Consider the following 14,136-nt stretch of genomic DNA (forward strand, 5'->3'; position numbering starts at 1 on the left):
TAACTCAAGATTGTGATTAATGATCCGCTGCGATGTCATTAAAAAGTAATACAAGTGATCAAGCTCAGAAATTGATAAAGCAAAGTAAAAAAGCTCTATAGTTGGCATGAAACTGCCATGAATAATCCGGGTGAGCATATTGGTTTGAGGTTTTTTAGTTTTTCTATGCAGTTATAGCTAGTTTTATAAGAGTTTAATGACTATTTATGGCTGTGGTGATTTATGGGGTTGAGCAGCAGCTAACGTTAATAATGGAGAATAGTATGGTCCATCCATTACACCACTGTGATGAAGTGTGTTTTTTGCCTTGATTTCAATGTGTATTTGTATGATTTAATTTGTGGTATTTAGTGTTTGTTTGATGTGTAATCTGATGGTTTTTATTGAGAGGGAGCAGAAGAGGCTAAGGAGGCGTGGGAAAAGAATGAATTAAAATCGACAAAAAAACCACTGAGGAAGAAGTAAACCTCAGTGGTACAAAAGTCAGTTAGCTATGGATACATCACCCATCCTATGTTCTGCAGACAAAGGATGGGGGGAGTAATAAGCTCAGTAATTAATGCGCGAGCTTAAAGACTTCAATAATTTCTTCCTTGGTGATTGGCTTAACACCTGCGATGGTTTTGGTGCCTGGTAAGGCGAACATGCGGATCACATCATCAGCCATTTCTTCAAATTTCTCGTCAGAAATACCATCGTCAGATAGCTTGATGTACATGCCTGTGCGTTTTAGCCACTCAGTTACTTTAACTGCCAGCAGTTTTGCTGCCATGTCATTGTCTTGCTCTACTACACCGAAACAACGGCGTGCTAATTGTGCCCAACGATCAGGACGAACATCAGCAAAGTATTCTAGGTACGGTGGAATTACCACGGCCATACCGCGTGCATGACGCATATCATAATGGGCACTTAGCGGCATTTCGATTGAGTGCATTGGAATTGAACCAAGTCGACCAAGTGCTTGGAAGCCAGACCAACCAAAAATTGAACACAATGCAAGCTGGCCACGGACTTCAAGATCTTGTGGGTTCTCGATAATTTTATCGAAGTTATCCATAAGATTCAGGATCATGCCTTCTGTCATGCGGTCTGCAAAACCAGAGTCGGCGTCGCTTGAAAGATAATGCTCAATCAAGTGTGAGAAAATGTCGATACAACTTTCTGCGGTAATAAAATCAGGTAGTGAAGCGTGAAGTTCAGGGTCAAGGATCGCAACTTTAGGGATGCGGTATTCAGAACGGCTAAAGCTCTTTTCTTTGGTTTCCCAGTTTGTGAGTACGCCACCTGCATTACATTCAGAACCCGATGCCGCAACAGTTGGGATAGAGATAATTGGGAAAGCACCAGTGTATTCACGTGGGGTACGATCACCCAGTACAACGTAGTCCCAGCAAGAACCACCACTGTAAGACGTTGCAGCAATGTATTTAGAACCGTCAATAACACTACCGCCACCCAGTGCGATAACTAAATCACAACCTTCTGCATTAAATAGCTCAATGGCTTTATCTATAGTGTGAGCACGTGGATTTGGCTCAATTTCAGTAAAAGTGACGACTTCAACGCCAGCAGCAGCCAGTGATGTCACGACTTTATCAATGATAGGAGCAAATGTGTCATTTGCTTCGTAGGTTGCTAAAAAGGCTTTTTTACCTAGACCTTGAGCAACTTGACCGACTTCTGCCAATTTTCCTGGGCCATAAACTAATTTTGTTGGGAAATTCCACGCAAAATCTTGCATTTGTTTGCTCCTCACCTGTGGTGTTGCGACCGATGATTGAAATTAATCCCTACATATTCCTGTGTACTAATTAGTGTTTGTGCTGATTAGCATTCCAATAAATACGTTTCAATTATCAATGCTCATATTGATTGAAAACTGTTGTGATACAGCTTTTTGAAGAATCTTGTATTGCACACTTCACCAAAACCTTATGAAGCCGCTTTGTAAAACCTTGAGTAAAACCTTGAGTAAAACACATTATTAAACACTTCATTGAGAAGCGTTGCTTACTCGATATTTAAATCATAATGTATTACAAGTTAGTTTGGGAGGGGTAAAATGAAAAAATCTGAATTAGTGCACACTTTTCAAACTTCTTTACACTTAGCTAAATAATATTTTTTTGCTTTTAAGGTTATATTTTTCATATATTTATGTTGAGTTTTGTGTTGTTGAGTTATTTTTCGCAATGACATCTAAGATTCACAATTCGATCTAATTCACAGAACGCTTGGTCACATGTCGATAGCATATTTGTAGTATTTTATATCAAAGCAAGAAGATCGAATTATGGAATATTTACGACCTCTGACCCTACGAACAATAAAGCAAACCGCTATTGCAACGAGTTTGACTGCTGTTTTCTTTAGCACTTCAGTACTGTCGGCTGATTTGGTGTTTCTGGATAAAACCACCTTAGAGCAAAACCGCACTTTGTTGCATTCAGAACAAGCAAGCCCTTCGATGCAGTCTGCATATCAGCGCTTGATTGAAGAAGCTGATTTGGCGATGAAAGATGGACCTTTCAGCGTGACCGATAAAGGTATGACGCCGCCAAGTGGCAATAAGCATGATTATATGAGTATTAGCCCTTACTGGTGGCCAGATACATCGAAAGAAGGTGGCCTACCTTGGGTTCGACATGATGGCAAAACCAACCCTGCGTCTAAAACAGCAGAAACTGACTCAAAACGGATTGGCCACTTTACCCGTTCAGTTCGCGCACTGGCGCTTGCCTATTACTTTAGTCAAGACGAAAAATATGCCCAGCAAGGTATTGATTACATTCGTACGTGGTTTGTAGACCAAGACACCAAGATGAACCCGAATGTGAATTTTGGTCAAGGTGTGCCCGGTGTGGCGGAAGGTCGCCGTGGCGGTATTATCGATACCCGTTCTCTTGCCGATCGCATGCTGGATGCGATTGCCTTACTTTCCCTGTCGCCTGCATGGGCAGATCAAGACGAAACACAAATTACGCAATGGTATAGCGAGTATTTAGATTGGCTCATTGTTGATGATTTATCGGGTGGACCAAAAGGGGAAGCCGCTTCTGCCAATAACCACGGTACTTGGTACGACTACCAAGTGGCGAGTATTGCTTATTTCTTAGGTAACGAACCCTTGGCTAAGAAAATGGTGCAAAAAGGCAAAATGCGGATTGATACCCAGTTTGAAAAGGACGGCTCACAGCCGCACGAAATCGAACGTACCCGTGCTTACCATTACCACTATTTCAGTCTGGATCCTTTGGTTGGCATTGCCCAAATTGGCGACAAAGTTGGGGTTGATCTTTGGCATCACACGAATCCCAAAGGCGGTTCATTAGCTTCGGGGATCCAGTTGATGGCGAATTACCACGATCCTGCCGTGACTTGGCCTTATACCCAAAAAGATAAACGTCGACGCGTTGAGCGGATGACGCCTCTGTACCTTAAAGCGGGTGTGGCGCTTGATCGCAGTGACTGGATCAAGTTGGCGACCAATACCGATTTTAGTCAAATGACAGTGAAGAAGAATTTGGCGGAAGTCTGGGCGCAGCGCGATATCGAACTTTTGTACCCAAGAAAATAATACACCTTCAATTTGTGGGCTTACGTTAAGCCCGCCTCTATTACATGATAAGTGGAAGAGACAATGTCTAAATTAAATACTGTAACCTTGGCTGTTATTGCGGCTGTATGTGCGGGCTCGGCGTCTGCGGCTTCTGTCGATTTTCGTCACGAATATAAGCACGATCGTAAAGAGCACTCCAATCGAATCAAGATGAGTGCCAGCACGAATGATTTTTACTATGGCGTAGAAATGAAATTCGTTGCGGGTAAAGATAACAACGATGAATATAGCGGCCCATTCCAGAACATGAAGCAAAACGGTTCTGAGTTCGATTTTGGTTATGTCTATAATGTGACGGATCAATTCTACCTGCAACCGGGTATGCCAATTACGTTTGGTACTGATAGCGTCACCTTTAAACCACAGCTTCGTGTTGGTTATAAATTTGATTCAGGCATTACGGCAAAATTACGTTACCGTCATGAATTTAGACAGTTTGAAGATGCAACCGAGAAAGATAACCAACAAAAGAGCAAGGTAACCGCAAATCTTGATTACAGCTATGAGCAGTTTCAGTTTGGTTTAGAGAGTAACTACGAAAAAGCGCAAACGGATGATGTGGTTTACTACAATAACAAAGACTACAACTGGGATGTGAACATGAAGCTGGGTTATAAAATTCCAGATTCAGATTGGCGCCCTTACGTAGAGTTCGGCAATATCTCTGTTAGCAGTGATTCAGACAAGCGTCAGTTACGTAGCCGTGTCGGTGTGACTTACAGCTTCTAAACGAAATTTTACGCACACAGTTAATAAAGCCAGCAATGTTGCTGGCTTTTGTTTATCTGTTAATTAGGCTGTTATTTAAATGGAGTTAGTCATTAGTTACTGGCTAAGTTTAAACAACTGGCTGAACGATACGTTGTTCTTATTCACAAGACGCTTTTGCTGTGCAAGCAATAGCTCAGCTGTGGCGACTGCATCAATTAAGGCGTTGTGCCCATTGTATTCAGGTAGACCATAACGAGTACGTGTCGCTGATAAGGTCACATCAAGTGCTTCTTGGTTGATCGCTCTTCCAAGGTGTTTTTCTATGCACAAGGTATCTAACCACAGTAAAGGTAGCTGGTGTAATCCATAGTGTGCTTTTAGGTACTGAATAATAAAGTTGGTTTCGATCATACAGCCATGAGCAACCAATACCTTGCCCTTGGCGGTATCGAAAAAAGCGGTCATGGCATCGTGTATCGCGACACCATCAGACAGCATTTGTGGCGTGATGTGGTTGATCACGGCTGTTTCTGGGCGAATTTGTGATTCAGTATTAATGAACACATGGTTTGCAGTGGCGAGATCCACCTTTCCCTTTTTCATTTCAACCCAGCCCATCGACAAAATCAGGTCAACATCACTGTCTAAACCCGTAGTTTCAAAATCCAGGACTAGATAATCTAAATCGCAGGCTAATTCACTGAGTGCAGGGCAAGGTTGATCGACCAAATCGGCGAGATATTGGGGCAATTGCACCGTATTGAGGTAGTGCTTTCGCTGGCGCTTGATACGTTCAAGCGGGTGGAAGTAATTAACCAATGCTTTCATTTATCGGCTTCCGAAACGAACTTTTGCAGCTTCTTGCAGATCGGCAACAATGCGGAAAGCATCTTTTAAATGCTTACGCTCAAAGCTACCAAAGCTATCTGGGTTGATATTGTTGTCGGGTTTTTGCCCCTGTTTAAGCGCTTCTAGCTGGTGGCTAAAACGGAGTGACAAAATGAACTGATATGCGCCTGTAATGTTTTTAAACGCATCGTCACTTAAGGCGTTTTGGCTGTTTGCAGCCTTGAAGCGCTCGTCGGTGGCAGAGAGGTCACACTCAACGGCCAAACCATAAATACGCGCAAGGTCGATAATCAAATTGATCGCGTATTTCTTCACGTTCAGGGTTTTCTTATTCTCACCTGATTTTTCAAGCACGAGGTTGTTGAAAATGCCCAAGGGAGGATTGGTGGTAATGGCATCGTTCACCAGCGTGCTAAGGAACTCACGGTTATTACGGATATTGCTATGCAGCGCATCGCGCAACGTGGTTTCGTATTCGCTGTTGCCATAAATCGTACGGATTTCAAGAAAAACACTGATGTTTAATAGGCGTTCGTATTCAGGGTTACTGACCCACTTTTTATAGTATTCCTTCCATACCTTGACAGGTTGACACCATTTCGGGGTCGCGGCCATGTATTTGCCCGGGCACAGCGGGTAGTCACAGCTGGCTAAGCCATTAGTGACAATCATGGCAAGGTGATTAAAGTAGATGCGATCGTTATCCGTTGCACTGTCAGACAGCACGATCGCGCTATCTTGATCTGAGAGCATATGGACTTCATTACGAGCATGAGATCCTGCCACGATCCAAGAGAAATCACACGGCGGAGGGCCTAATTTGTCGATAGCAATTTGAATTAAGCGTCGGGTGTACGCATCCATAATCATGGTCATGACTTTGCCAATCACCTCAGGTGCCACACGCCCGTCAACTAAGGCTTCAAAAATTGCTTGGCGCTCAGGTGTGAAACTGGCGAGGGATTTGATGCTGCCAGCGTATTTGATTTTCTCAATTAAGAAGATGGCTTGGACACGGTGATTTTGCACCAGATGGGTAGTAGTCAGTAAGCCCACGACTTTGTTGTCTTCAACCACAGGCAGGTTGCGAATGTTGAACTGCATCATCACAGAGGCAGCATGCAGCACTAAATCGTCAGGCTTTATGGTAAGTGGTGAATGGGTCATTACGTCGGAGATCGGACGGTCGATAGCAACGCCATGAGCGATCACGCGTTTGGTCATGTCGCGGTCGGTGATTAACCCCACAATCGTGTCGTTATCGTAAATTACCGCACAGGACGAACGCTGTACCATACGCATTTCATGGGCGACGGCTTGAATGGTTTGATCCGCGGTAACAACAGCGACTCGACCGCTAGCAACTTCACCAACAGTGCGAATGAATAGCCCTTTTTCTTTATTTGACCACACAACATCAAGCGCTGACTTTAAGCGCACTTGTGCTTGCGAGGCAAAATGTTCAGCACAGTCAGGGTGGGCGCTGAATAAGGTCTGTAGTGCGGTTTGAGGGATGATGTAGACCAGAGAATCTTCGATCGCAATCGCACGATACCCTTTGTCACTGCTAGCATCTTTACCTAATACGCTAAAGCCAAACATATCATCTGGACCGAGTTTAGCACGCAATACACCATCGACTTTTCTTTGCTCCATCGAGCCTGTCCGCACGATATACAGTGATTTTTCTTGCTCTGCGGTACACAAGTCGATCACTTCACCTTTACCCAAATAGGTGATTTGTACTTGGGTGGCGAGCGTACGCAGGGCGTTTTTGGGAATTTTATCGAAGGGATCGATTTGGCCAATGAACTGGAGGATGTTAGGGAGCAAAGCGTCAGTCATAGTAAAAGCCCAATAGAGGTAATTGTATTATTATATACTCCATAACTTACACTGCACTATAAAACTGATAACTTAGTGAGTTGAAACAAAAAAGCACGCTATAAAGTGCGTGCTTTTACAGGGGGGCGTTAATGATTAACTCGCCACGGGTAAGCGGTGGTTGGATTCAAGCAAGTGCGCAGCGGATGCTTGGCGTGCTTTGTCGCTATTACCTGCCATGATGGCATCGTAGATTTGGCGGTGCTCTTTAATGCAAGTGCTGCCTTCTTCCGATGAATGGGCTATAAAGTTAACGAACATGGTCGTTAATATATTGCCAAAAGGTAAGTAGAAGTCGTTGCCCGTGGCATTGAAGATCAAGCTATGGAATTTAGTATCGACTTCCATCCAAAGTTGTTGATTAAATTCTTCTGCTTCGGCGATTTCAACCATTTGTTGGAATGTTTCTGATAGCTCTATGCGCTGATCTGCCGTGGCAAACTTGGCGGCAAGGGCACAGGCTTCCGGTTCAATCGCGCGGCGTAAGCCTAAGAACTTATGGCAGAATTGGTCGGTATCAATCAATCCATCCATCCATTCAATTAATTGTGGGTCAAGGAAATTCCAATAGCTACGCGAGACGATGCGTGTACCCACTTTAGGACGAGACTCTAATAAGCCTTTAGAGGTCAGAAGTTTTACTGCTTCGCGTAAAGCGGTACGACTAATACCAAATTGCTCACAAAGAACCATTTCACCAGGAAGAAGCGAGCCTTCTGGAATGTTGCCAGACAGAATGCCGCGAGCAATTTCACGTGCTACTTGCACATGAAGACTGCGTTTCGATCCTGAGATGGGGTTAAAAGCATTAGCCATAAATTCAGTTGCTCATTATATATGTATTATTTTAGTCACAGTATAGCACTGCACTATGGTGTCACCAAGCGAGCTGTTTCACACTCTTTAGTTATGATTTACCTAGGAGTTGTCATTTTCCCCATTATATACAGTGATTTATTGCTTATAACTCTCGCTTACCCCTTCTTTCATTAATTTAGCGCTATTTTCCGCCCACCGACTTACTTGGGATTTGATGAAGCTGTTATTTGGTGTTGGTATGACCACTGGTTATTAAATTTACCCTCTCTAATATTCATACAAATTAAGTTCGTAATGGTACTTTTACATGATCTTATTCACATAATTTCGCGAATTATGGCGGTTTTTGTGCGAGATACAGAGATGTTGGTATTTTTAGCTTGATACATAATAATCTTATTGTATTATTTTATCAGGATTAGACATCAGCACGAATATTAACTACAGGTAAACCATTATGTTCAACGATCTTAAAGGTAAACGCGTTCTTATCACAGGTTCAACAGCAGGAATGGGCCTAGCAACGGCGCGTGTTTTTGCTAAATATGGTGCGAAAATTGGCCTGAATAGCCACATGACAGGTCCTGAAGCAGATGCGGCAGTGACTGAATTAACAGCGCTAGGCGGTGATGTTGCTTTCTTCCAGGCGAACTTAATGGAAACGGCTGACTGTGAAAAATTAGTCGCTGAATTTACGGCTCACTTTGGTGGCATGGACATTCTTATCAACAATGCGGGCGGTCTGGGGGGGCGTGAAAACCTTGAAGACATTGATGATGCTTTCTACGAGCGCGTGATGAACTTGAACGCACGTTCTGCATTGATGACAACGAAATTCTCTATTCCACACCTACGTGCGTCAGCGGCAGAGTCTGGTGAAACTGCGTGTGTGATCAGTACGGGTTCTATCGCGGCACGTGAAGGCGGCGGTGTTGGTGCAGGTATCTATGCGGCATCAAAAGCATGGTTGCACGATATCCACCGTAACTGGGTGAAGGAATTCACTAAAGATAAGATCCGCTTCAACATCGTATCGCCAGGTACTATTGATACGGCATTCCACGATGGTAAATCAGATGAGCTACGTGCAGCGATCGCAAACAGCATTCCAATGGGACGCTTTGGTCGTATTGACGAAGTAGCACCAACATTTGCTTTCTTTGCTTCACACGCATGTGCGGGTTACATCACGGGTCAAATCCTTGATGTGAACGGTGGCCAAATGGCGCCATAGGCCTCCCTTTTGTATTTGCTAATTAACAATAAGATGGGGATGTAGTGCGTTAATACAGTATTTCTCTATCAGTGATTATCTGGTTAATGACTTATCCCTCCGTTGGTATAAGGCGAATACACTGACCTCAAAAAGCCAGCGTCGTCTGGCTTTTTTTCTACCTGCTAGTTGGAGTGAACCATGGCATTATTTTCAGCTGTAGAAAATTCAAGCCGTAAGATTCATGTTCAAGTTGCCCGACAGATAGCGCGGAAAATTTTATCTGGCGAACTGAACCAAAACGAAAAACTGCCTAGTGAAGTTGAGCTTTGTCATCTTTTTGGTATCAGCCGAACTGCATTAAGAGAGTCGACCAAGCTGCTCTCAGCCAAAGGTTTGATTGAATCTAAGCCTAAAGTGGGCACTCATATCCGCCCGCGTCATCATTGGCATTTTCTGGATCCCCAGCTCTTGGAGTGGATTCAGGATCTTGAAGATACCCAGCCTTTTTTGGCGCAGTTTTTAGGTTTACGTAAAGCGATTGAACCTGAAGCGTGTGCGTTAGCGGCTGCGCATGCGACGGTTGAACAACGTAAAACACTGTCGGTAATTTTCCAAAAGATGACGATGGCCGCGAATGGTTTTGATTATGAGGAGTGGACGCTTAACGATCATTTATTCCATCAAGCTATTTTCCTTTCCACGGGCAACCAATTTTATATCCCATTTAGTAATATTCTTTCGACGATTTTTAAGCTGTTTATTGATCATTCAGCCGAAGGTGGCCGCTTTTGTTTAGAAGAGCACAAAGCGATTTATGATGCGATCATGGCGGGTCGAAGTGAAGATGCACGCACGGCATCAATGGTCTTGCTGAATGACAATAACCAAAAGCTGGCACAAGCCGTTAATCACTAATCTGCGCAATCATGGATGATCGTGCCATGGTAATGATCTGAACGTCGCACGATACCTATCCAATACTGATACTCGCTAGAACCATAATCGTATTAGGTATCCTATGTTTCTCCAACCCTTGCTTTCCCAACCCTATATAAGAAAGAACCTCGCTCTTGCATGGCCGCTGGCGCTCAATGCGTTGTTAATGCAATCCATGTTGATGATCGATACCTTCTTGGTGTCGCCACTAGGGGAGGTGTCTTTAGCTGCTATGGGTATTGCTAGCACCATAGTGGCATTTGTTTTGGGTATTCAAATGGCATTGGCAAATGGTACGCAGTTGGTGCTTAGCCGTGCAGTCGGTTCTGGGGTTAAAGCGGCACTTGCACGCGGCTTTTGGGCTGGAATGGCCATTAACTTTGTTATTGCCATACTCTTTTGGGGATTGATTAGCCTTTTTGACCATCATTTGATTGGCCTGTTAACCCATGATGTCGCCTTGCATCATGAAGTGAACCGTTATCTTGATGTGTCGAAATACATAGTGTTATTTAACGCTGTGACGCAAGTGAGCATTGCTTTATTTAACGCGGTTGGGAAAACTAAAGTGCCCTTCAAAGGCTATTTAATTGAGCTGCCGATCAATGCGGTTGCGTCTTACTTCTTGATTCATGGTGCGTCGGGGTTAGCTGAAACGGGCCTATCGAGTTTTGTCGGTGAAGGCTTTGCAGGCCTGGGTGTGCAAGGTGCGGCGTTAGGCAGTGTGATTGCGATAACTGTCCGTATGGCTTATTTATATTTGTGCTTACGACTCGATGATCATGTACACGTACCATTGAGCCTGCTGGATACTTCGCTTAAACGTAATATGGTTAATCACTTCAAAGAAATCTTCCCTGTTGCTGCCAATGTCACCATGCTGCAAATTGGGGCAACCATTTACCAGTTACTTTACTCTCAGCTCAATATTAATGCTTATGTAGCCATTACTTTGGTCATGCCTTGGGTAAGGGCGGGAACTCAATTTATTACTGCATGGGCCCACTCTTCAGCGATCACTATTAGCCAAGCAATAGGATCGCGCCAGATGGCGGATTTAAAAAAGAACGTTGATACCAGCATAGATATTGCAGTAGTGATTTCATTCTTGTCGGCTTTGTTCTTTTTGGGGTTGAATTTTGTACTGGCTGATATTTATCCTGATTTGGATCAGACTACCTACCATGCATTAGCCGTTATTGCGCCTTTATACATCTTTCTACCGATTGTGCGCGGCTATAACACTGTGCATGGTCATGTGTTGCGTTCGCTGGGTAAAACAACTGAGGTATTTAAAATTAACTTTACGGGCCAATGGGTTATTTCAATTCCTTTATGTGCTCTGATCATTTTAGGGTTTGATGGCTCAATCTTTTGGGCATTTGCGGTGCAGCCATTTGAAGAAATCGTAAAAGCGCTGCCATTTCGTTATCTCGCTAGAAAGTCCTTGGCTGAATTTGATCATGAGAAAGCTGAAAAGCTGATGTATGACTGATTCTTCATATGTGGTGGCTCTGGTGCGAAGGCTCTGATGCGACGGTTCTGATGCGACGGTTCTGATGTAAAAAGTGTTAAGTCAGTAGAAAAGCAAACGCCGAGGCAAGTCCTCGGCGTTGTTGTATCTGTAGCATTCAATCAAGTGGTCAATCGAACTGAATAATAGGCGGTTATAACGGGTAGCTTTTGCTAGTAAAAATCACGGATAACAGCGTTAGTGGCTGTGTTGCTAGAACAACTCGCGAGTTGCAATCTATGCCTCGTTCTTAGTGTTTGTTCTGCATATTCTGGGCTTAGTTAATTAACGGGATGAGATTGGTATTACTGATCCGAATGGGCATCCTTCATAAGGTAAAGGGCCATAGACATAAAAAAACCGGATACCAAGGTATCCGGTTTTTGTCGTAGGTTCTTGTTCCGTAAACTGTGCTTATAGCTGGGCGAAAGCACCTTGCCAAGTGTACGCTTCGCCGTTAAATTCGACGGTATGTTGGCTTTGCTGCTGATCTTCCGCTTGGTTTGAAATACCAAAGTGGTAGTGGTTACCTGTCGTGGTTTTAAGCTCAACCACAGTACCAATGTCGTTGTGACCAAGCACAGTAACAGACTCGACTAAGCCACGAGCACCCACTGAAGCTTCAATTGATTCGTTGAAGTAACCGTGCGTTTCCAATACCGATGCAAAGACATGATCTTTACCTGACTGACGAATGATGAAAGCAGGCTCACTACGTAAGTTGAAGTCAGGATCATTGGCGCCAGTACGGGCAAAAATCACTTCACTTTCAGGCTGAGCGCTGGTGATCAAGCTGTAGTAGCTACTATCGTGTAGCCAGCTAACCAGTGAACTGCTGCTGTCGTGAGCCATTTTGCCTGAGCCTACATGCCATAAGTGTTGGTAACCATTGTCGTCACCGAGTGGTTTCAGCTTGCTTTCAACTTGATAGTCGAAATCAGTACGTATGATTTGACCTGAGTAGTGGACAGGCAAGTCGTACTGGTTTTCTTGCTCAGACTGGATGCGATAAATATCTAAGATTAACGGTTTTTCAAACTCAGGCAGGTCAGCCAAAATTACGCTACGTTGCATATTCACGCCGTCGTAGTAACCCGAGATACGGCCACTCATACCTTGCAGCTTTTCGTTGTCGGCATTGAAGAAGTGCTTCTCACCAAACTTGGATTCAGCCAATGCGGTATTGAAGTTATTTTGCGTCTTCTGGTTAACTGTCACTGTGTTGTGCGCGACGGTCTGCTTACAGTAAGACTTGTTTTCTGGAATGTAACGACCACCAAATTTAGGCTCTACGTTAACCCAGCGACCAAAACCATAATCGTGTAACACTTCGTGACCGCGGTTAAATACACTGAGGTGAAGGCCGTCGTAATGACCGTGATCGAGTGCTGAGTGGTATTGGTGATCGGAACCGTGTTGACCAAACCAGATGAGCGCCATGGTATCGGCTTTGTCATCGTCTTCTTGTTCGTCACGATGGCGCAGAATGCTCACTCCACCTTTTTCGCCATTCGGACCATCAGTCACAAACAAACTACCCCAGTTGAAGGGCTTGATGTTATCTGCTGCGGCAACAGCGTCGGATAACGTTTTACCTGAAGCATGCACCCAAACATCTTGCTGGTGGTTTGCCATGCCCAGTAACGTGTCGGTTTGTTCATAGCGGTGGTAACACACCGAGGTTGCCATGATCACGCCTTCATCATTGATGGAGATGGTTTTCGATGAATCGTTGAGTGCAGGCAAGGTACCGTCAGGGAAGGCGGTTTTAAACACAGCGTAAGAGGTTGTCTTAATAACAGAATCGTTAAACTCGTAAATGTTTAGCTCAGGCTGGCGACGTTCAATCGCTTCGGCGAACAAGTAAATTGGACGCAATGAGAAGCGATGGTAGTAAGGACCTTCCATGTAGTAGCCATCTGGTGAGAACAGTTGATCAAGCTGTGCGAGGAAACCACCACTGACTTTGTCGAGTTTCAAGCCGTAAAGCGCTTTATCAACCGATGCTTGATCGTTAATGGCATAGCCACAAATTCCTACAGCGGCGACTGCCCACAAACCATGGTTATGGACGATATCAAAGTCGTGCGCATAGGTAACCACAAACATTTCAATCATGTGCTTGAAGAGGTCGTCTTCAATTTGGCGCTTTTGGCTTTCTTCTAACGTGTGGTAAATACAGCTGTAGGCACACGATGCGTAAAGCATCCACATGTTTTCATTCAGTGTTTGGTGGAACAACTTGCCAGGAGGATTTGAGTCGCGGCTGACATTGCTTTCCAGCGTTGGGTATACCGTCGCGTAGGCGGTGAGCATATCAACAATGTAATCACGGTATTGGCTTTCTTGGGTGATTAAGAACAGACGACCAGCCAGATCCATATGGATGTAGTTTTGCTTATGGCGGTTATGTTCGTAACCACCACCTTCACCATGTCCTGGGACTTCTATTCCCACTTGTTCCATGTATGCAGCGGTTTGTTTGATATCACGGGCGAGGGCATGCCCTAACAGGCTATCCTTGCCAAGTTCTTTACGTAGCTCAGCGGCTTCGTCAAAGTTCAATAATAATGGTTGGTAGCTCAT

General features: G+C 44.3%; 10 protein-coding genes. 5 read left to right on the plus strand and 5 right to left on the minus strand.

Features of this window, described 5'->3' with window-relative positions:
* Window positions 1-556: 556 nt before the first annotated feature.
* Entirely contained in the window at window positions 557-1,744 is a 1,188-nt protein-coding gene (locus OCU87_RS24880; protein WP_062691980.1) for an iron-containing alcohol dehydrogenase, read from the minus strand.
* Window positions 1,745-2,296: 552 nt separating this feature from the next.
* Here OCU87_RS24880 and OCU87_RS24885 point away from each other — a divergent pair.
* Both OCU87_RS24885 and OCU87_RS24890 read left to right on the plus strand, forming a co-directional pair.
* Complete coding sequence (locus tag OCU87_RS24885; protein ID WP_261858878.1) at window positions 2,297-3,580, plus strand: alginate lyase family protein; 1,284 nt, start codon at window positions 2,297-2,299, stop codon at window positions 3,578-3,580.
* Between the two features lie 63 nt (window positions 3,581-3,643).
* Window positions 3,644-4,351 (plus strand): oligogalacturonate-specific porin KdgM family protein, encoded by a 708-nt coding sequence (locus OCU87_RS24890; protein WP_062691979.1) that lies wholly within the window; start codon window positions 3,644-3,646, stop codon window positions 4,349-4,351.
* A 96-nt stretch (window positions 4,352-4,447) separates the two neighbouring features.
* On the opposite strand, the gene OCU87_RS24895 is transcribed toward OCU87_RS24890, so the two are convergent.
* The 3 genes from OCU87_RS24895 to OCU87_RS24905 all read right to left on the minus strand — a co-directional run bounded on the left by OCU87_RS24895 (window position 4,448) and on the right by OCU87_RS24905 (window position 7,882).
* Entirely contained in the window at window positions 4,448-5,161 is a 714-nt protein-coding gene (locus OCU87_RS24895; protein WP_261858879.1) for a 3'-5' exonuclease, read from the minus strand.
* The gene (locus tag OCU87_RS24900) at window positions 5,162-7,027 is read right to left on the minus strand and encodes a DUF294 nucleotidyltransferase-like domain-containing protein (protein WP_261858880.1); all 1,866 of its coding nucleotides are present in this window, start codon (window positions 7,025-7,027) and stop codon (window positions 5,162-5,164) included.
* Between the two features lie 135 nt (window positions 7,028-7,162).
* Window positions 7,163-7,882 (minus strand): FadR/GntR family transcriptional regulator, encoded by a 720-nt coding sequence (locus tag OCU87_RS24905; protein ID WP_261858881.1) that lies wholly within the window; start codon window positions 7,880-7,882, stop codon window positions 7,163-7,165.
* A gap of 460 nt (window positions 7,883-8,342) precedes the next feature.
* Here OCU87_RS24905 and OCU87_RS24910 point away from each other — a divergent pair, with 460 nt between their 5' ends.
* The 3 genes from OCU87_RS24910 to OCU87_RS24920 all read left to right on the plus strand — a co-directional run bounded on the left by OCU87_RS24910 (window position 8,343) and on the right by OCU87_RS24920 (window position 11,532).
* The gene (locus tag OCU87_RS24910; protein ID WP_261858882.1) at window positions 8,343-9,119 is read left to right on the plus strand and encodes an SDR family NAD(P)-dependent oxidoreductase; all 777 of its coding nucleotides are present in this window, start codon (window positions 8,343-8,345) and stop codon (window positions 9,117-9,119) included.
* A 180-nt stretch (window positions 9,120-9,299) separates the two neighbouring features.
* Window positions 9,300-10,016, plus strand: coding sequence for a FadR/GntR family transcriptional regulator (locus tag OCU87_RS24915; protein WP_062691964.1), 717 nt, complete (start codon window positions 9,300-9,302; stop codon window positions 10,014-10,016).
* Between the two features lie 187 nt (window positions 10,017-10,203).
* Window positions 10,204-11,532: an MATE family efflux transporter gene (locus OCU87_RS24920; protein ID WP_062691963.1), complete on the plus strand. Its 1,329-nt coding sequence runs from the start codon at window positions 10,204-10,206 to the stop codon at window positions 11,530-11,532.
* A 432-nt stretch (window positions 11,533-11,964) separates the two neighbouring features.
* Here OCU87_RS24920 and OCU87_RS24925 read toward each other — a convergent pair whose 3' ends face one another.
* Entirely contained in the window at window positions 11,965-14,136 is a 2,172-nt protein-coding gene (locus tag OCU87_RS24925) for a heparinase II/III domain-containing protein (protein WP_261858883.1), read from the minus strand.

It is taken from the genome of Photobacterium sanguinicancri (assembly GCF_024346675.1).
In the GTDB taxonomy this organism is placed as follows: domain Bacteria; phylum Pseudomonadota; class Gammaproteobacteria; order Enterobacterales; family Vibrionaceae; genus Photobacterium; species Photobacterium sanguinicancri.

Coding starts and splice junctions, on each gene's coding strand:
- OCU87_RS24885 (WP_261858878.1), top strand. CDS start 2,297: ATGGAATATTTACGACCTCTGACCCTACGAACAATAAAGCAAACCGCT.
- OCU87_RS24905 (WP_261858881.1), bottom strand. CDS start 7,882: ATGGCTAATGCTTTTAACCCCATCTCAGGATCGAAACGCAGTCTTCAT.
- OCU87_RS24925 (WP_261858883.1), bottom strand. CDS start 14,136: ATGAGCTACCAACCATTATTATTGAACTTTGACGAAGCCGCTGAGCTA.
- OCU87_RS24920 (WP_062691963.1), top strand. CDS start 10,204: ATGCAATCCATGTTGATGATCGATACCTTCTTGGTGTCGCCACTAGGG.
- OCU87_RS24880 (WP_062691980.1), bottom strand. CDS start 1,744: ATGCAAGATTTTGCGTGGAATTTCCCAACAAAATTAGTTTATGGCCCA.
- OCU87_RS24915 (WP_062691964.1), top strand. CDS start 9,300: ATGGCATTATTTTCAGCTGTAGAAAATTCAAGCCGTAAGATTCATGTT.
- OCU87_RS24895 (WP_261858879.1), bottom strand. CDS start 5,161: ATGAAAGCATTGGTTAATTACTTCCACCCGCTTGAACGTATCAAGCGC.
- OCU87_RS24910 (WP_261858882.1), top strand. CDS start 8,343: ATGTTCAACGATCTTAAAGGTAAACGCGTTCTTATCACAGGTTCAACA.
- OCU87_RS24900 (WP_261858880.1), bottom strand. CDS start 7,027: ATGACTGACGCTTTGCTCCCTAACATCCTCCAGTTCATTGGCCAAATC.
- OCU87_RS24890 (WP_062691979.1), top strand. CDS start 3,644: ATGTCTAAATTAAATACTGTAACCTTGGCTGTTATTGCGGCTGTATGT.